Below are 18,126 nucleotides of genomic sequence, written 5' to 3' on the forward strand. Positions count from 1 at the left end.
GATACAGAATTCGTCCATAAAAATAAGTGTTAGCCTGTGAATAGGGCAAAAAGCATTCATGTTTTTAGTCATATCAGTATTTTATTTAGAATATCTTACAACCAAAACATGTTCTTGCAATTCATCTCAGAAAGTAGAGCATTTAAATAATGTAGCCTCACGCCTTGAAATAAGCATTGATTGCCTCAATATTTAAGCTTTTGCTCTTTATAAACGAAAAAGTACCCCAAATTTCGCTCATCGATACACCTTAATTGCAGTGAGTAACCTCTCTTAAACTTGTTCGACGCGATTGACGATTAGAATGACGAGTTTACAAAGCTACCAAATATCTATTACACCAAGATCATTCTTGGTGCACGGCCAGTTTTTGAAGAATGGTTGTTAAGCCTGACATACTATCGAGTATCGCGAGAACGATGCGGCACTAAGTCCATTTATCTTATGGTTGGCATCACAGACCGGTTTTCATCTATCTTTCACCGCGTTAAAAATTGCCTCTCGGTCTGTTCTTATGCGATCGTCATGAGTATGTTGGTGGGTTCTAACTTGAAGTGCGACTTGCAAATGATAACAAAGAGTTATCCAATGCAAGGAACCTGTCATGGACCGTACCTATTCGCATATTGATTTGGATGAACGTCGCAGAATAGCACGCTGGCGCACTGCAAAGCTTTCCGTTGACGTTATTGCTGAGAAGCTTGGAAGGCATCGCTCGACGATTTTTCGTGAACTGAAACGCAATCAGTTTAACGATGACGAGATCAAGGATTTAAACGGCTATTATTGTACGATTGCTGACCAGAAATGCCGTGAGCGTCGCTCGAAGCAACGAAAACTTATTCGTTATGATCAGCTCCGGCAGTCCGTGATCCAGCACATCAGCGATGGGTGGTCACCGCAACAGATTGCCGGGAGAATGCGGTTGGAGCGGCATCCCGTTTCTGTCAGTCATGAAACGATCTATCAGTTTGTGTATTCCACCGACGGTCGAAAAAAAGAGCTTTGGAAATATCTGCCCGAACGCCGTGCCAAACGACGCCCACGTCATGCCCGACGTCATCAAGGACGCCGCTTTCCACCGGAATTGAGCATTCTTTATCGTCCAGACATGGTCGCCAGACGCAAGCAGTTCGGACACTGGGAATGCGACCTAATCCAGTTTCGCAAGAGGTTTGGCAAGGCCAATGTGACGTCTCTGGTTGAGCGGGTGAGCCGCTTTACGGTGTTGCTACGCAACAATGATCGTCAGTCAAGGCCGGTTATGGATGGGGTGATTAGGGTACTCCAGCCCCTGCCCCAAATGGCCCGCCGATCGATAACTTTTGATCGTGGTACCGAGTTTACAGAATGGTCCTATCTGCAGAATGGGATAGGGTCTCAAACATGGTTCTGTGATCCGCAGTCACCCTGGCAGAAAGGCACTGTTGAGAACTCCAATAGGCGCACAAGACGCTGGCTTCCCCGAGACTTTAATCCGCTCACCCTCAGTGATCGCGACCTCGCATTCATCTGTCATCGCCTCAACAATACACCGCGCAAATGTTTGGGGTACAAAACACCTGCAGAAGTCTTTCGGCAGAAACTCTTCGCAAACAGACATCGTTTTGCGTAAACTCAAACCGAAAAGTCGCGCTTCAGCCTGACCTCACAGAGGGAGTATTCAGCACTTCAGTCAGATCTCTTTGAATGGGATGGACGAGTAAAAACGGTTGACGCAAAATAGGCTTGTTCACAAACTATTCGGCGTCGGTTAAATCACTTGCCGATCGCTTGTCGTGTCGTCCATATTATTGGTGAAGGACTTCAGACCAAGGCATCGTGATCTCCACCTATATCACAAAATTGATCCAGTCATACTTTTTTGGAATCACTCAGTTTATACTGGTGCAAACCTTCGAAAGGTTTTTATAGCAAGGAATGCTTATGAGTAATTATGATTCCAAAGTGAATCAACAAAAGTTGCTAACGATTTCAGTCGTTACATACCGCCCTGATCTAAAGCAACTTCAGAATACATTGGACAGTCTCATCTTAGCAGTTAATAGTTTTGATATCGACGATTATTCAATAACTATTGTTGATAATTCTGATAAGGATTCCGTTTCTTCATTTTTGATGGCAAATTATGCAGATTTGCCATGGCGTCTTATTCATGGGCAAGGAAATATCGGCTTCGGTCGAGGGCACAACCTCGTACTCGAGACAATGGGAAAATTTCACCTTATTCTCAATCCCGATGTCGAGTTGTATTCAGACACTATACTTAAGGCCATTTCATTCATGAATGTTAATCAGGATTGTGGGCTAATTACTCCTCATGCAAGTTGGCCAGATGGAGAAAGGCAATATCTCTGCAAGCGTTTTCCTGCAATTTTTGACCTCCTGCTGCGAGGCTTTGCACCAAAACCATTACAATTCCTCTTTCGCGATCGACTGCAATTTTATGAAATGCAGTCAGAAACCCAATGCGACATATATTGGAACCCTCCTATCGTAAGCGGTTGTTTCATGTTTTTTAGGAGTGACATTTTAAGGGAGGCAAAAGGATTCGATGAGAGGTATTTTCTTTACTTCGAAGATTTCGACTTGTCTCTCAGAGTGAATAAACTCACAAAAATTGCCTACGTTCCGCAGATATCCGTTGTCCATGCAGGAGGTAAAGCTTCAAAGAAAGGACTGTTGCATATTCAAATGTTTGTTAAGTCAGCACTTAAATTCTACTGGAAACATGGGTTTAAATTATTATAAATTATAATGCAATATTCTTTAAAATGCTATGAATTGTCCGTCGTGGAATGATTTGAGACTTTTTGTGCTCTTGAAGATTGGAGTTTCCGGCTTGTTTTGCGGGTTGATTTAAGCTGCTTTGGCCTGGTGGTTTAAGCGGCGTTTTCTGATGGTGTCTCGTTTGATCCTTTCGCGTTCGATTAGGATGGTCTGTCCACGTCGGAAGTCAACGTCAGCCGGGGTGAGATTGTCGAGGCTCTCGTGGTATCTGCGATGATTGTAGTGATCGACGAAGGCTGCGATCTGGGCTTCGAGGTCCTGCTTGAAGAAGTAGTTTTCGAGCAGGATGCGGTTCTTGAGCGTCTGGTGCCAGCGTTCGATCTTGCCCTGCGTTTGCGGATGACCGGGAGCGCCATGGCCTTGGCTGATTTTGTATTTGTCCAGCCAGTCACCAAGGTCGGAAGCGACGTAACATGAAGCGTTGTCCGACAGCAGGCGGGGACGGTGTTCGACCTTGACCTTATCGCAGCCTGAAGTTGCCAGTGCCAGGTCGAGTGTATCGGTGACATCCTCGACTTTCATGCTGGTGCACAGTTTCCAGGCGATGATGTAGCGGGAATAGTCATCAAGGATGGTCGACAAATAAAACCAGCCCCAACCGACAACTTTCAGATAGGTGAAGTCGGTCTGCCACATTTTATTCGGCCGCGTGGTCTTGTCCTTGAACTCATCATTGGCCTTGATGACAATAGAGGCTGGTGACGTGATCAGGTCGTGGACCTTGAGCAGACGATAGACCGAAGCCTCTGATACAAAATAACTTTCCGTATCGGTGAACTTCACCGCCCGCTCTCGTGGTGACAGGTCGGCGTGGTCCAGCGCCATTTCGATGATGCGATCCCGGATGTCATCAGGAATGCGGTTCCATACCCGTGACGGTGCGGACGTCTGGTCTTCCAGCCCCTCGAAACCGTGGGTCTGGAAACGATCATACCATCGATAGAAGGTCGGTCTTGGAATGCCCAGCTTGTCGAGGGGGGGCCTAGCTGACAAATGCGACTGCTCCACAAGCCGGATGATCCCAAGCTTTTCGGTGGCGGGATATCTCATTCGTCGTCGCCCCCATCCCCGATCATGCTTTTTTGAGCAGGCGGTTTTCCAGTATGACGTCGGCCAATGCCTCTTTCAGGTCACGGCTTTCACGACCCAGTGACCGAACCTCGTCACTGGTCGCCGAGCGGGCCGTATCGCCAGCAAGGCGTTTCTTGCCAGCTTCGAGAAACTCCTTCGACCAGCTATAATACAGGCTCTCGCCGATCCCCTCACGGCGACAAATCCCGGCAATGCTGTCCTCGCCACGCAGGCCTTCCAACACAATACGGATTTTATCCTCTGCAAAATAATGCTTGCGCGTCGCGCGCCGTATATCCGGTAGACGTTTGCGGAACGGGTTTCTGTCTCATCTTTGCTTCCTTTAATTGAGCTATGATGAGCCGAAAGTCCTCTCTGCTCAATTAACCCGTTTGGTCTCAAAGGCGTTGATGTCGGACAGTTGTAATGTAACAAGTCGACCTCCTGTGACTATCAACAGTTTTGGTATTAAACGAAATCCTCAGAGCAAATCAAGCGTCACTTGAAACAGCTTTCTCTGCCCCCAAAAGCTGTCTGCAACATGGGCAAGCGCGGGTTAAGCATTATTGACGCATTGGCACGAGCGACCATATTCACAACTTTGGCAGTCAGCTCTATTGAAGGTCGAGGAAGCCTTGGATTTATATTATAAAAACGGTTGAAGTATCTCCGGGACAAAAAAGTCCACCTGCTATATTTAATGTCAATTTATCCTTCTGAGACGATTAACAAGATTCCATGAAAAAATAGCGATCTTGCGAATAGCAGAGTATATTAAAGGAGTTTTTTCTAGGCGTGCAGAAAGAGCATTAGTTATTTTGATCACTTTCCTGTTTTCTAAAGCATTAACCCGTTTCTGTAATTCACGCGTTTCCCTAATGTCTGAGGACATTCGTGATAAGCGTTGAAGTTGAAGCGTCTCAAATCGAGATAGACCACTTGTAGTTTGATAAAGCCTCGCTTGGCCTGGCCATTCGGAATATGTCCTGGCCATCGAATTTTTCCGCACCCGGTAAAGGCAGGTCACCGTCGGGATAATTGCGATGCGAAGGCCATTGGCGATAACATTAAGATAAAATGCCCAATCTTCGTACTTGGCTTTGGAGGCTGAGTTCCACCCTCCCATACCCCTTGCGTGAGAAACCCTGTAACCAGCGTTTGCATGCCCCAATTCGTTTTGAACTTGAGATGTAACAAACCCGTCTCCAAGAGGGCGATAAGTATATTGGCCCATCGAATGGTATTGATTAAAATCAGTACCAGCATCAAAAGCGGTCAAATATGGAACGGCAGCGGCAGCAGTTGGATCACGACTTAACGCGATAACGATTGTTTTGACCCAATCATTTAATGGAACATCATCCGAGTCAGCGTTTAATATTAGTTCCGTAGTGCAAGCTGCTAGCGCTGTATTTCGGGCATAAGCAAGGCCACAGTTGTACGCATGGTCAATAATTCTGAACGGTATATCGAGGTACTTTTGGGCAGCTTCTGCCATCTCTATACGGCTCATATAATTGGATGCATCATTTACAATAATAATTTCATTCGGTCTTAGAGATTGTTGATTTAAAGATTTAATTAGGTCGATAAATTCGGAAATTGCAGTGTTATAGAATGGAATCATTACTGTTGAGGATAGATTTTCAAAATCCTGTGCGTCGATCTTTTCGTACTTAATACTGTTTGCCTTAATATTGGTCTCTCGAAGATCGTTAATAAGTTCGCCGATAATTCGTATCTTCTTTTCATTGTCCCAATCGACCAGCTCACGAATTTTGTACCGGAGAGATTCGACAGAGAGGTCGGTCAAACATTCCTTCCACGCGGCAACTTGGAACATTTCCGGGATTCCGCCCGCGTTTCCGGTTAAGAGTAAGCCGCCATTACCGACGACATCATATACTGCCAGTGGAAAATTATCGCCTCTATATGGCTCTACAAATATCCCATCGGATCTGTTCTTTCTAATATATGAAACGAGTTTTGCATGATCAAAATCATTATGAACCGTCAATCTGAAATGACGTCTTATCACCAACTCGTTGACATAGCCGCCATCATGGCCACGACCAATAAATACGACCTCCTCAATCCCTTTTGCTTTAAGTTCTTTGCAAAAGCTGTCGTCAAAGGATTCACAAATGAGGTCGAACCCTTTCATAGACATGAATTTTCCAATGAAAACGACGCGCTTAATATTTGAGAACTCTAAATTATCAGCATCTAAGTTTATGTATCTATATGGGCAAATCAACGTTTTATCACTATCAACCCGAATACCTGCTTGAACATAAAGGTTGCGCAGAAACAATGATGGGAAAACGACTAAATCACTAAGCTCGATGCAAATCTTTTCTTTTACTGCACATACCTGTGCATCCCCGTCCGACCAAGCTTGGTTAGCATTTTCCAGATAGTGCTGGTTCCCATGGCAATGGACGACAATTGTAAGTGTATCTGGAAGAATTCCCGCATTCTTTGCCTGAGAAATGCGTGTTCCGATACCTAAATACTCTTGAAAATGAATTTCCTTCAGGTCTGGGCATATAAAAAGCAGTTGTGTGACAGTTTGAAGCAATATGTCGTCAGCGCCGATATCATCAATTCTAGAAATATCTATTATATCAGATGGGCTGAAAACTATATCGCTATCAAGCTTCTTTTTTTTATCGAAATCAAAAGCAGCGAGCACCGCGGATCCGTCATTGGAACGGTGCCAGTCTGCGACAAAAGTACCAATACCACCGCTCGCCACTAATCCAGGGTACTCTGACGTTATCATGATAGATGATAAATTTTGTGACGTAATCCCGTAGCGCTCCAACACATTGTTGTATGATCCAGCGTCAAATAAACACTCCACGAGTACGGTGCTAGCTTGCTCGTCATGGATATTTGCCCGGATATTACCAATCTCTGCAACGTATAAACCTGATGCCATCAACAGGTTTCTAAGTTCTCCGGTCGTCCACTCGCGAATATGGGCGAAATTAGCAGGCGCGCTCGTTACACTCTTATATCCCAACCTAGAACGATCCGGCGTTGACAAGAAGCATCGGCTGTCGACCGAACCAGCCAATATTAATCTAATAAGTGCTAACAATGGACGAGGGTCAGTTATATGTTCAATAACGTCGGCGCACAAAATGACCGTTGGGACGCTATCCCGAAATCTTTCGGCCACTGTCAGTACTTCATTCCACGATGTCAAATCACATTCGATGTGTGTTGCAGCTGGATAGTTCTCCTTTGCGCCGACTAGAGATCCCGCAAAATCTACAGCTACAACATCGAGATCGCAGTTTTCGAAGAGGCTTTTAAGTTTAAGAGCGCTGCCACAACCAATATCAATTATGCGCTTTACGCCGGAAATATCTGTATATCTCTTGGCCGAATGGTATGTATCTGGTTGCCAAACTATATCTGAGGTTAAACTATCATTAAAAATATCGTTCAGCACACGTGCTTTAGCATTTACACCGAAATTCCACTGAGGCGTTGATATATACTGATGTGCAATATTGAAATTATCATAAGGCTTCTTTCTAATTTCTGTTGGCTCAGGCATCAAAAAATTATTTGATATCACAGTATTATCCTATAAACTGTTTACGGTAAAATTTATTCCGCTTTTCAAGTCAGTATTAGGAACCAAATTAAGTTCACTTTTTGCCAAAGATATGTCTAAAACGCTTTTCCTGACATCAAAATTTCTATCAGGAAGTATTTTTTTGTTTACTCTAACTTTCATTACTTGCTCTACAAGGGTAATAACTTCATTAATACTTTTTCCTTCTCCGCTTCCTATATTAAATATCTTATGAGTTCCTTTGTAAGACATGGCGGTCTCCATCGCCCGAACTGCATCTTCAATATAAATATAATCCCGCTGTGTTTCACCGTCGCCATATATATTGACCGGGCGATTATTTCTTACGGCATCTATTACGGCGCGTATAAGTCCGATCCCTTTACTTGTAGACTGCAATGGTCCATATGGATTGGATAATCTAAAAATTAAATAGTCTAGTTGTTTTGTGGCGAAGAATACTCTGAGATAATTCTCAATAAGAAGTTTATGAGCTCCATATGCGCCTATTGGCATCGTCGGGTCGTCTTCCCTTGAGGCAACTATTCCATTATTGCCATAGACCGTGCCACCAGAGCTAATAAATATGATCTTTTTAAATCTATATTCTGAGCATTGGCTAAGTAATGATATTGTTGGATTGATTGATCTTAGAATGTCTCCCGTAATATCGTTGTTTACGTTCGGTGGATTCGTGCCATGAATCAAGTGATAAACACAATCCTGCCCTATAAGAGCTGCCCTTACCTCATCTGTATTCTCAAAATTCCCATATATAAACTCAACATTTTTGCTTAGTAATTTTGATCTGCTTCTACCAAACGCGCGAACTGTATAGCCAGAAAATGCCAATTGGTTGCAAAGGTGTGTACCCAGAAAGCCACCGCCTCCCATCACTAATATTCGTTGATTAGACAAGGCTTAACTCCATTAATTAATTAAATAACTAATTAAAAACGCGCTATTTTAGAAAAATAAGTAAGACAGTTCTCAGACAAGACTTCAGCGATATAAATATAAGTGGGTAGTTTCAATTCATCTGGGAATGAGTGCGTTGCCACTCGTGAACTAATGCTTCAATTGTGTGCTGGGCGTCAGCAATCAGTGGTTTATACCGCTCGTTTCCAAAGCCCCAAAGTGTGGATGTTGCATTTTCTTTATGACCAACAATAAATGGCAGAGCCACGACAACGCGAAAATTTTCCTGTCTCTCCAAATACCTATCAATAGTATTTTTAACGGAATTTGTATCAAGTGGATTCCATTGCGATAAAATTTTCAACGCGCTTATATTATATATATTAAATACTGTGCTCGTCATCTTGTCTATAGTCGCATAGGTGCGACCATGAAAATGATCGACAGAAGTAACCTTGGCACTCGAATTAACATCGGCCATAACACCAGAAAAAACGTCCCAACTTGTTTTACGGTTATCAAGATAGGTATTAATATCATCAAGTATATTATTAAAATTTTCCGGCAAATCGACGTCGTCTTCAATAACTGTTAGTCTTTTTATATCGTTCGCGATGGCATAGCGAGATAAGGCATTAAAGCTGGCTCCACAACCGACCCATCCCAAACTATGTCGAATGCCGTCAAAAAGCTCACAACCGTCTGGCAGCGATTGAGCCATTTGGAGTCGCCGCTCTATCGTTTCTGGCAAAGAGAGGGCAAAGAATTGACTTTTTTTAGTCACATATATTGGTTGATCTAGGACACTATTGGCTGGAATAACCCCGTTGGCTAAGAGAAAACGGTCAACCATAAAGTTAAAACGAGATGAACTTTCCGTGCAGATAGCATTAATATTTTCTTTAATTATATTGACGTCGCTGAGCATGGCTTTGGCATTTGCCATCATACTTTCTATCGAACCCTCTTCGAAAAATCGTATGGCGCCTAATAGCTCAGGATAATCGCCTTGATCAGCCGTACCTTCTGATAAAATGGGAATTCCTAATGAAATACATTCACATATTCGAGGTGTTTCTAGCAATGCGCCCTCATAGTAGTGAATATTTATGACAGCATGGGCCTCGATTAAAGTGTTGTAGAGATCCATTCCAAATAAATTGCTACATACTTTTACCCGATATTTCTCTTGAAGCTTTAATATAAATCGACGCCGTCTTTCACTGCTATTAATATCGCCGTAAAATACAAAATCATACTTTTTTGACCTTTTCGTTATTCGAAAATTATTGTTATTAACGGCGCCAATAGGCAAATAATTGACCTTAGGATATTTTATACCATTGTTAGATAAAAACTCAATATTCGATAAAGAATAATCAATTACTCCAATGGATTTATTTAGTATATCAAAGTATTTTTTTGTGAACCATCTTGAGTTTACTGATTGTTCAAGTTGAAATACAAATCTTTTATTTGCAGGTGGAAGTTTTCTAAACATTTGCGCGCAAAGGACAATATAAAAATCGTGTTTAAAACGCTTCACTGGACCAACTAAAATTTCATTCTGGATGCCATGAAACGCTAATCTATCAGATATATTACGTGCTATAAATACCGTGTGTGGAGTGCAAAGAATTCCCCATGCAACATTGCTTCCGGTCGCGAAACGTTGCCCCAATTTCACATGAGAATATTCACGACCATGCCATTTTAGACGATTTATGAGCCCCGTGAAATCTCCTCGCACTAAATAGCGAAATGCATTCCTCAGTTGATTAAAACGGTCACCCAATTTTGGCATTATCTTAGGATACCCTATTTAAGTATAATGGAAACCTTAAAACTAGCAATTTTACAACGCTAGCTTGGTATACACTTAACCGCCTCAAAACGGTAGAGCTTATTAATTATTGAAAAATAGGATTTTTTCTCATCATTGATAGTATCAGGATTGGTGGTTTTTGATTTAGAACGCGTCCACTTTACTCGGGGTCATCTCCGCAGGATTTGAAGTAGTTGGCACATTCTTGTGGTTCAAACAGCGTGACGATCTGGCCGACAGTATTCCATAAGCCCTCGACGGTTCGCTCGGCTTTGGCGCGCAAGACGGCCTTGAGCTTGGCGAAGGCCTTCTCGATGGGGTTGAAGTCTGGACTGTATGGAGGAAGGTAGAGCAAGCTGCAGCCCGCACCTTCGATTGCGAGACGCACGCCCTTCGCCTTATGTGACGGCAGGTTGTCCATGATGACGATGTCGCCGGTCACCAAGGTTGGAATGAGAACCTGTTCGACATAGGCCTGGAATGCGACGCCGTTCATCGCACCGTCGAGGACCATGGGCGCGGTCATGCCAGATAGTCTGAGTGCACCGGTAAATGTCGTTGTCTTCCAATGGCCGTGTGGGACCGGTGAATGGCATCGATCTCCGCAAGGGGCTCGTCCGCGAAGCCGGGACATCTTCGTGCTCAGGCCGGTTTCATCAATGAATACGAGGTGCGCTGGATCGAGATCGAGCTGGCCGTCGAACCAGTCCTGGCGACGCTTCAGCAGGTCAGGACGGTCCTGCTCCAGTGCATGTGCGGTCTTTTTTTGAAAGTCCAGCCGCGCTTTCGCAGCCAGACGTCAAGCGCACTGCGGCCGATCAATACGGCTCTCTCCTCATGCAATCGCCGGACCATTTCGTTGAGCGTGATATCCTTCGCCTCTTCGATCATGCCGAAGATGAAGTCCTCGTGAGGATCCAGGCGTGAGCCGCCGCGTCGGCCCTGCTTCGCCGGGGTCAACAGACCTGCTCGCGCACTCGCAATCCAGGCGATGGCTGTTGAAATCCCAATCCCAAATCGGGCTGCCGCTGAACGTGCCGACATGCCATCCCGTGACGCAGCCAGAACGCGGCTACGCAGATCATCACTGAAAGCCGGGTCATATTGCCTCCAACCAAATCACCAGTCGGAGCGATGGAATCAGAATTCGGCGACCAAGGGAATCCTCAACGCGATTCCGCGTTCAATGGACGCGCTCTAGTTAGAGTGATTAACATGAATAGAAAATCATATATGGATGCTATCATGTGTAATTGTGCTACGTAAGAAAGCATGGAAAGCATCTCTGGTCGAGCTATATTATTGAATATATCGCTCATAGAAGCATCCGATGATCTCCAAATTCCTTATCCAATACTTACAATCATATATGTACTATCAGATTCTCAAATAAATGGTGCTCTGATTTCACTACAGCGACAAACGTGAACAAACAAGGGCACATCTGTCTTACCATCTGTAGTTAGGGCTATCGGTGCGTCTCAAGCGCGGCAGCCCGACCATTAATTCAAAACGCTCCTATCGTCTTGACGACGAAATGGGACTTTAGCTGCTTAATAAGTCTGTCTAAAGGCATGTAAAGACCTTGTTAGGAGCTCATCTAAATTGGCGGCGACCTTTTGTATCTCGGTCTTGGTACAGTAGGTCATTCATGAGTATTTGGCGACTGTACGAAAGCCCAAACATTCAACATGTTTTATGCTTACTCATGTTTTTAAACCGTAGCTGCGTCCGCTTCTATAGCTCTGTCGAAGATGCTTTATTGCCCTATTAAGATAACCCATCACCTCGACTATAACCTGTTACGGTCGAAGAAATTGGCGTCGTTTTATCCTACGGTCCTGTTTATGTCGACTACCAAAACAAGAGAGCCTCTATCGACTGATAAACTGATTGATAATAGCTAAATTTAGTGTTCCAATTGAATATTCTGAGCCAAATGTTTGAAGGCTCATTGGTGTATGAGCTTTGACGTGCATTAGATGGAGGATTGGCGCAGAGACCATAATGAAGTCAGGTGATACATTGCAATCTATCATAAAATACCTATTGCGCTTCTGATGAGGTCATTGGCTTATCAGTCATTTAGTATGGGCTCTAAAAAATAGCGTTTCTTATGTATAAAGGAGAGTCAGTTATTTATAATATCAATCCTATGAAGGATAAATAGGGTAAAATGTAAAAATAGCAATAATTATATATTCAGTATAAAGATAAATTAGATGGAAATGTGCTAGTTTTCAGAAATATCCCGACAAATTAGATAGGGTTCATTGTAGTGCGAAAAATAGCTATCATAAACCATGACTTTTCTGGTTTTACCGGTTCCGAGATTGTTACGATGGAGGTTGCAAATTACTTTGCTTCCAGAGGAGATGAAGTAGTAATCCGCGCCGAGCGTTTCTCTGATTTATTCGAAAAATATTTGCACGACCGAGTTAGTATATCTCCACGCCGTATCGAAATTTCAAAATTTGATATTGTCTGGTCCCAGCATGGACATTTCGCGCTTAATACGGAGAATCTTCAAGAGATAAAAGACTGGAAAGGAATTTTTATTGGCAGTCATTTGTCATCCTCAACTCCAGCGGAGGTTTATCACTATCCTTTTTCCGCAAAATATGCGGGTGGAGTAGTTTTTAATGCTGAAGGCGTTGAAAAGGAGCTAACGGCGAAGGTTCCGGTGAATGGCATTACCTGTAACTTTAGAAATGCAGCGCCTAAGAAATTTCATAAGCTAAACGTCGCCAAGTCTAAATCTTTGAAAAAAGTTCTTGTTGTATCCAATCACCTCCCGGAAGAGGTTGAGGAAGCTCTCTTGATTTTAAAAAAAATGGGTATTGGGATTGAACACCTTGGAAAGGGAGGGGTGAGCAAACTTGTCGATCCTGAAGATATATATGCCGTAGATGCCGTTATTTCTATAGGAAAATCCGTACAATATAGTTTAGTAGGGGGGTGCCCTGTTTACTGTTACGATCATTTTGGCGGCCCCGGGTGGCTTTCGGAAACTAATTTTGAAGCTGCAGAAAAAAGGAATTTTTCAGGTCGATGCTCTCGAGTAAAGAAAAGTTCTGAAGATATCGCAAAGGAATTATTGAGTGGGTATTCAGTTGCAAAAGAATTCACTAGTAGTAGACTGCTATTCTTTCATGAGAGGTATAATTTAGAGTCTATTCTAGACAAATTTCTAGATCAGATAAAAATTCGTGGAATCGGAAATATATTTAACTCACAAGATTGCATAGATCATATAGATCTAATGCGGGGTGCACTTCTTCATGTAAGTTGGATATGGAAAGATGTATATGGAAAAGAACAGTTTCATCTCGCCCAATTTAGGGAACGAGAGCTAGAAGCAATGAGGGTGCGAGAGCTAACCAAGTTGAGTAGAGAATTAGAAGATTCCCGTCTAGATGCGATTCGGGTGCTTTCTAAATCGTGGTTGGCTGGCTTTTTACTACAGCCATGGTATGCTAAAAAGTGGATATATTTAAGAAAAAAGCAAAAGAATTACAAAAGTGAGTTGAATTAGTTAAAGTAATAAATAAAGATAATTTATAGTAAATCACAGTTTTTCCGTTATGTAATTAATTTAAATAGAGCGTATTCGTATTAATCTGAATCATAACTGCAAGCTGCAAAGTAGTTATCGCACGCGGTTGCTTCGAACAATGTTATGACTAGGCCGACGGTATTCTGCAGGATGATCCCCCGCCAAATAGCGGTCTTCAACGGTAGAATATATGATCGATGGGATTTGATGAAGGCGAGCAGATTCAGCGGGCCGCAAGTCCTTGCCATCCTTCGCCAGGCGGAAGGCGACTTTTGTGTACCAGAGTTATGTTGGGAACATGGAATAAGCACTACGTCATACTACAAATGGTGATCCAAATACGGAGGCTTGGATGCCTCGATGATCAGTCAGATGAAGGCTCCGGAAGGCGAGAACCGTCGCTTGAAGAAGATGTATGCGGAGATGAGCATGCAGGCGGAACTGCTTAAAGAGGCTCTTGGAAAAAATTGACGCGGCCATCTCAACGCCGAGAGATGACCGGGAAAGCAGTGGCGTTGCGAGGGGTGAGCGTTGCGCTTGCCTGCCGCACTTTCGAGGTCAGCGAGACATGTTATCGTTACAGCGCCAAGCTGAACGACGAGAACGAGCAGGTTGCCGATCTCCTGATTGGACTGACGCGGGCAAAGAAGACTTGGGGCTTCGGCCTGTGTTTCCTTTATCTACGCAATGTCCGGGGGACATCACTGGAATTATAAAAGCGTTTACCGCATCTATCGTGAATTTGAATTGAACCTTAGGATCAAGCCACGCAAGCGTTGGAAGTGGGACAAGCCCGATGCTCTGACAGTGCCAGATGCACCGAATATGGTCTGGTCCATGGATTTTATGGCCGACCGGCTGCAGGACGGAAGGCAAGTCCGACTGCTGAACGTCCTGGATGACTTCAACCGCGAAGGTTTGGGCATTGAGGTAGACTTCTCGCTGCCTGCTGAACGCGTCATCCGCAGCCTCAACCAGATCATCGAATGGCGCGGCAAACCATTCGCAATTCGTGTTGATAATGGGCCGGAATACGTCAGTGGCAAACTGATGGAATGGGCTGCCAACCAAGGCGGCGCCTTGAGCCATATCCAATCCGGCAAGCCACAACAAAATGCGTATGTCGAGCGCTACAATCGCACCGTTCGGAATGAATGGCTCGACCAATACATCATCAAAAGCATTGAGGAGCCGCAGGAATTTGCCAAGCAGTGGCTATGGACCTACAACAACGAACGTCCCAAGATGGGCATCGGCGGCGTAACGCCCGCACAGAAACTGAAAATGGCCGCGTGAATTATACTGACGAGCCTCGTTAAAAACGCGGGGATTACCTTTCGGCGACGCAAATGATCCAAATATCATTTCTGCATTACTGCAATTTATAGATCTGGATAGAAACCCATTGGCTCATCTAGAGGTCTCTATACCCTCTGAGGAAGCTATTTTTATAATAAGTGTGTCCTAAAGTATTATAACTTTCATACTGAAGGAAATACCAGACTTCCAAAAGCCGTTTATGCCAATTCCGAATTATGAGACGTAACTGTAAGCTGTCGGTTTATCCACAGGCAGAATCTGTACGCGTCTTTTTGGTTGTGTAGGACATTTAGAGGCGACAATTTGCCGTTAACTTCTAATACGACACGTTTAATGCAGCAGGATTTTTATCGTGACTTGCTCTTACAACTCGGTGGGAGCAGGATATTTGCATATGTATAGTACGCGCGCGTGGAGAATTAAAATGTTCACCATTAAGAAGTTTTTGTCAGCGGCCTCGATAGGTCTGCTTTCTATTACGCTCATGGGCTGCGTCGGAGACCCGTATAGTGGTGGCGGCTATGACGGTTATTACGGCGGCTCAACCGTAGTTTACAGCTCTGGTCCTCGATATGATCCACGCCAGTATCGAAGGGATCGTTATTACCGCGACAACTATTACAGGGATAATTACCATCGCAGAGGTGAGCATAATCAGGGGCCATCGCGTCGCCCAGATTATCAGAGACCTCGCCCAGACAATCGACTTGGTACGCGCCCTGACGGCCCCGAGTAGTCCACCAGTCGTTCGCCCGACCAATAATAGCCGTAGGGCTAACTTGATTGAATCCGAACGCTTTATACCTCTCAAGAGGGGGCCTCGGTAACAGGAGTGCCAATTCTAAATGATTAAATCCGCTGCAAGCTGATTGTGGCGGGTATTTTTGCAGATATTTGTAAAGGCAAAAAGGGCTTTCGTGAGTCTTTGCCTTTGGTGGGGTATTAGATGTCGTTCTTTCCTTTTGAAAAGTAAACTTCACGCGTTAAGGTGTGAAATATTTAGCTAGCCCAGCGATATTCAAGACGGTAATTCCCCCCGCAACCGTAATGTTCTTAGCAAGGTGATGATCTTTCGGTCTAAACGTACAAGGTCAACTTCGATCTTACCAAGCTTTTCATCCGCTCTTTTAACACTTGCGTCTACGGCTGATACGCGAGCTTCTATAGTGTCGAATGTGTCGCCTCCATCCCCTTCTTTCAAGGAGACACGTTTGTTTGGGTGATCATAAAGGCTTGTTATCTTGCTCATTTTGGATTTACCTCAACCCAATCGGCTATCTGATCATAAGCAGGTTCGGTTAGCCGTGTGACATGGTACACATAGAACCTGCAGATTGCTTTCTGCATGGCGACCGCCGTCAGCAAGCGTATTCTATGGTCGAAGTGCTTTTTCTCACCGGCCATAATCTTGCGTGCGCAATCTTCGCAGTGACCTTTGTACTCGTCCCAAAGGCGAAGCATGACTTTCTCAGGGATAGCGGCGTCATCGGTCTTGCCGACCCACTCAGGAATCTTACGCATGGTTCACCTCCGAGAAGTCGGCTTGAGCAAACACGCGTTCTAGTTCAGCCAAGCATTCACGATTGATACGTACTGGCTCTGTTTCGCGTATTAGGTCGATATGCTTTTTGATATATTCAGGCTTGGGTAAAATGGTTCGAAAATGGCTGCTAACTTTCACTCTACGAAAATCGGAAAGAGATTGGAGCGACATGGTTTTCATGCTGCATTCCTTCCAAGTTCTTCCTGAAGAAGGCCTTCGGGATCGGTTAAGACAACACCTTGTTTGGAAAAATGACGCTCCACAGCATCAAGATAACGGGTCTGCTGTTTGACGGTCATCAGTCGGGTGACGCCAAAATCAAACGGCACCATCATCAGCTTGATTTTGTGCTCATAAGGAAGTGGCCTGACAAGCGCGTCGTATTCCCGGCAGAATGCCTTTTCTTCATTTCGTAGGATTGAAATGTCGAAATGCAGCTTGCAATATCCGCGAGCGTATTCCGTGCTCCAGCCGTCAACCTGATCGGCAATGTCGAGCATCCACTTTCGATTAAGCCGGTTTTGTTTGCTGCTTCTTTTCCCTGACACGGTTACATTCACCGTTAATGGAAGTTTTTGCCCTTGAATAAACTTAATGGCTTGGCGAAGCTCGAACTCAGTTTCTATGAAACGGGTTGCCATTAATCTACTCCCTTGCTGGAGTTGATTTGGCCAAGACGACGCGCTTTTATTTTGTGGGCAATCTCAAGATTAATGTCGTCACCGTCGAAGGTTCCTTCGGGGTCTAGTTCCATCCAAACTTCTTCGACTGTTTCAATGTCGTTCGCGGTAGAGAGCTGTGTTTCCAAATCTGTGAAGTAAGCAGCGGTGTCGATTAGCTCAGCCGTTTCAGCTTCAACTGCAGCTTCTTGTTCGTGAGCGATCTGCTTGATTTGCTGATTTTCAACAGGCGGCGGCGCCACAACAGTTGCGTGGGTGATAACTTCGGGGCTGCGTTCTGCTTCATCAGGATCAATGATGCCAGCAAAGCCAAAGGCATAACATGCGCACTGAGATGCTGCCTTGTGGCGCAACATGCGCTTTGGCCATTTCTGCCAAGGCTCAGTCGTGCGTTTGCACTCGTCCATGTATTCCGTGACAACGGTAGGGCGTTTCCTATCCTTGCGATAGATCGAGCATTTCACTGATTCGAGGTTCTTCTTCTCGTCAAATTCGTCAATGAAATCTATGCCGTTACACTGCGGGTGTGAGTTGATAAGATTGAACCATCCATCAACGCCAACAATAGGCTGAATACCACCACCCTTTTTAGGGAAAGCATAAATTTCACGAGTAATCGGGTTAAGGCCGTACTCTTTCGCGACCATGAGGAAAGCCGCAAATTCTTCATTGCTGGCGGTGTTTGGCAAGCATATTGCGCGAACCGTATCAGCAAAAGCTTTTGGCTCCATATTGTAAGCTGACGCCATGGTACCGATAAGAGTTGGGCGCGGCTGTTCGATTTTTGCTACCTTATTCATGCTGCTTTCTCCGGCCATTTCTCGGTTCGAT

Annotated in this window: 14 protein-coding genes and 1 pseudogene; 5 read left to right on the plus strand and 10 right to left on the minus strand. The window is 44.4% G+C overall.

The features are described from left to right. The first annotated feature begins 604 nt into the window (after window positions 1–604). On the plus strand, window positions 605–1,615 hold the full coding sequence (locus tag H5024_RS15710; RefSeq protein ID WP_187548072.1) for an IS30 family transposase: 1,011 nt from the start codon (window positions 605–607) through the stop codon (window positions 1,613–1,615). A 311-nt stretch (window positions 1,616–1,926) separates the two neighbouring features. After that, window positions 1,927–2,751 carry a glycosyltransferase gene (locus H5024_RS15715; protein ID WP_247875303.1) on the plus strand — a complete coding sequence of 275 codons (825 nt, stop codon included), beginning with the start codon at window positions 1,927–1,929 and terminating at the stop codon, window positions 2,749–2,751. A 108-nt stretch (window positions 2,752–2,859) separates the two neighbouring features. Here the strand turns inward: H5024_RS15715 and H5024_RS15720 are convergent. The 5 genes from H5024_RS15720 to H5024_RS15740 all read right to left on the minus strand — a co-directional run bounded on the left by H5024_RS15720 (window position 2,860) and on the right by H5024_RS15740 (window position 11,240). Beyond that, window positions 2,860–4,156 (minus strand): IS3 family transposase gene (locus H5024_RS15720; protein WP_187548652.1). Its coding sequence is split into 2 segments (ribosomal slippage): window positions 2,860–3,874 and window positions 3,873–4,156, totalling 1,299 coding nucleotides; the frame shifts between segments, so codons are not numbered across the junction. Between the two features lie 408 nt (window positions 4,157–4,564). Continuing rightward, the gene (locus H5024_RS15725; RefSeq protein WP_187548074.1) at window positions 4,565–7,453 is read right to left on the minus strand and encodes a glycosyltransferase; all 2,889 of its coding nucleotides are present in this window, start codon (window positions 7,451–7,453) and stop codon (window positions 4,565–4,567) included. 9 nt (window positions 7,454–7,462) lie between these two features. Then, window positions 7,463–8,371: an NAD-dependent epimerase/dehydratase family protein gene (locus tag H5024_RS15730; protein ID WP_187548075.1), complete on the minus strand. Its 909-nt coding sequence runs from the start codon at window positions 8,369–8,371 to the stop codon at window positions 7,463–7,465. Window positions 8,372–8,483: 112 nt separating this feature from the next. Further along, window positions 8,484–10,175, minus strand: coding sequence for a glycosyltransferase family 25 protein (locus H5024_RS15735; RefSeq protein WP_187548076.1), 1,692 nt, complete (start codon window positions 10,173–10,175; stop codon window positions 8,484–8,486). Between the two features lie 181 nt (window positions 10,176–10,356). Next, window positions 10,357–11,240, minus strand: a protein-coding gene (locus H5024_RS15740) for an IS630 family transposase (protein ID WP_247875276.1) whose coding sequence is annotated in 2 segments (ribosomal slippage) — window positions 10,357–10,976 and window positions 10,976–11,240 — 885 coding nt in all. Because the reading frame shifts where the segments join, the coding sequence is not laid out codon by codon here. Window positions 11,241–12,474: 1,234 nt separating this feature from the next. Here H5024_RS15740 and H5024_RS15745 point away from each other — a divergent pair. The 3 genes and pseudogenes from H5024_RS15745 to H5024_RS15755 all read left to right on the plus strand — a co-directional run bounded on the left by H5024_RS15745 (window position 12,475) and on the right by H5024_RS15755 (window position 15,808). Then, window positions 12,475–13,731: a hypothetical protein gene (locus H5024_RS15745; protein WP_187548077.1), complete on the plus strand. Its 1,257-nt coding sequence runs from the start codon at window positions 12,475–12,477 to the stop codon at window positions 13,729–13,731. A gap of 228 nt (window positions 13,732–13,959) precedes the next feature. Further along, window positions 13,960–15,048 (plus strand): annotated as a pseudogene (locus tag H5024_RS15750) (IS3 family transposase). A 448-nt stretch (window positions 15,049–15,496) separates the two neighbouring features. Continuing rightward, the gene (locus H5024_RS15755) at window positions 15,497–15,808 is read left to right on the plus strand and encodes a hypothetical protein (RefSeq protein ID WP_187548078.1); all 312 of its coding nucleotides are present in this window, start codon (window positions 15,497–15,499) and stop codon (window positions 15,806–15,808) included. Window positions 15,809–16,090: 282 nt separating this feature from the next. Here the strand turns inward: H5024_RS15755 and H5024_RS15760 are convergent, their stop codons facing one another. From H5024_RS15760 to H5024_RS15780, 5 genes are read right to left on the minus strand one after another with little or no spacing between them, the layout of a single operon-like run. Then, a complete protein-coding gene (locus H5024_RS15760) occupies window positions 16,091–16,321 on the minus strand; it encodes a hypothetical protein (RefSeq protein ID WP_187548079.1) in 231 nt (76 codons plus the stop codon). After that, a complete protein-coding gene (locus H5024_RS21305) occupies window positions 16,318–16,593 on the minus strand; it encodes a hypothetical protein (RefSeq protein WP_247875304.1) in 276 nt (91 codons plus the stop codon). Before H5024_RS21305 ends, H5024_RS15760 begins: the two co-directional genes overlap by 4 nt. Continuing rightward, window positions 16,586–16,795: a hypothetical protein gene (locus tag H5024_RS15770; protein ID WP_187548080.1), complete on the minus strand. Its 210-nt coding sequence runs from the start codon at window positions 16,793–16,795 to the stop codon at window positions 16,586–16,588. Before H5024_RS15770 ends, H5024_RS21305 begins: the two co-directional genes overlap by 8 nt. Next, a complete protein-coding gene (locus H5024_RS15775; protein ID WP_187548081.1) occupies window positions 16,792–17,256 on the minus strand; it encodes a hypothetical protein in 465 nt (154 codons plus the stop codon). Before H5024_RS15775 ends, H5024_RS15770 begins: the two co-directional genes overlap by 4 nt. Further along, window positions 17,256–18,026: a RecT family recombinase gene (locus tag H5024_RS15780; RefSeq protein WP_247875365.1), complete on the minus strand. Its 771-nt coding sequence runs from the start codon at window positions 18,024–18,026 to the stop codon at window positions 17,256–17,258. The genes H5024_RS15775 and H5024_RS15780 overlap by 1 nt, the downstream gene beginning before the upstream one ends. Window positions 18,027–18,126 lie beyond the last annotated feature (100 nt).

It is taken from the genome of Ochrobactrum sp. Marseille-Q0166, assembly GCF_014397025.1.
In the GTDB taxonomy this organism is placed as follows: Bacteria; Pseudomonadota; Alphaproteobacteria; order Rhizobiales; family Rhizobiaceae; genus Brucella.

Bases quoted from the DNA above. Each gene is read 5' to 3' on its own strand.
- H5024_RS15710 (WP_187548072.1), top strand. From the start codon at position 605: ATGGACCGTACCTATTCGCATATTGATTTGGATGAACGTCGCAGAATA.
- H5024_RS15715 (WP_247875303.1), top strand. From the start codon at position 1,927: ATGAGTAATTATGATTCCAAAGTGAATCAACAAAAGTTGCTAACGATT.
- H5024_RS15735 (WP_187548076.1), bottom strand. From the start codon at position 10,175: ATGCCAAAATTGGGTGACCGTTTTAATCAACTGAGGAATGCATTTCGC.
- H5024_RS15755 (WP_187548078.1), top strand. From the start codon at position 15,497: ATGTTCACCATTAAGAAGTTTTTGTCAGCGGCCTCGATAGGTCTGCTT.
- H5024_RS15760 (WP_187548079.1), bottom strand. From the start codon at position 16,321: ATGAGCAAGATAACAAGCCTTTATGATCACCCAAACAAACGTGTCTCC.
- H5024_RS21305 (WP_247875304.1), bottom strand. From the start codon at position 16,593: ATGCGTAAGATTCCTGAGTGGGTCGGCAAGACCGATGACGCCGCTATC.
- H5024_RS15770 (WP_187548080.1), bottom strand. From the start codon at position 16,795: ATGAAAACCATGTCGCTCCAATCTCTTTCCGATTTTCGTAGAGTGAAA.
- H5024_RS15775 (WP_187548081.1), bottom strand. From the start codon at position 17,256: ATGGCAACCCGTTTCATAGAAACTGAGTTCGAGCTTCGCCAAGCCATT.
- H5024_RS15780 (WP_247875365.1), bottom strand. From the start codon at position 18,026: ATGGAGCCAAAAGCTTTTGCTGATACGGTTCGCGCAATATGCTTGCCA.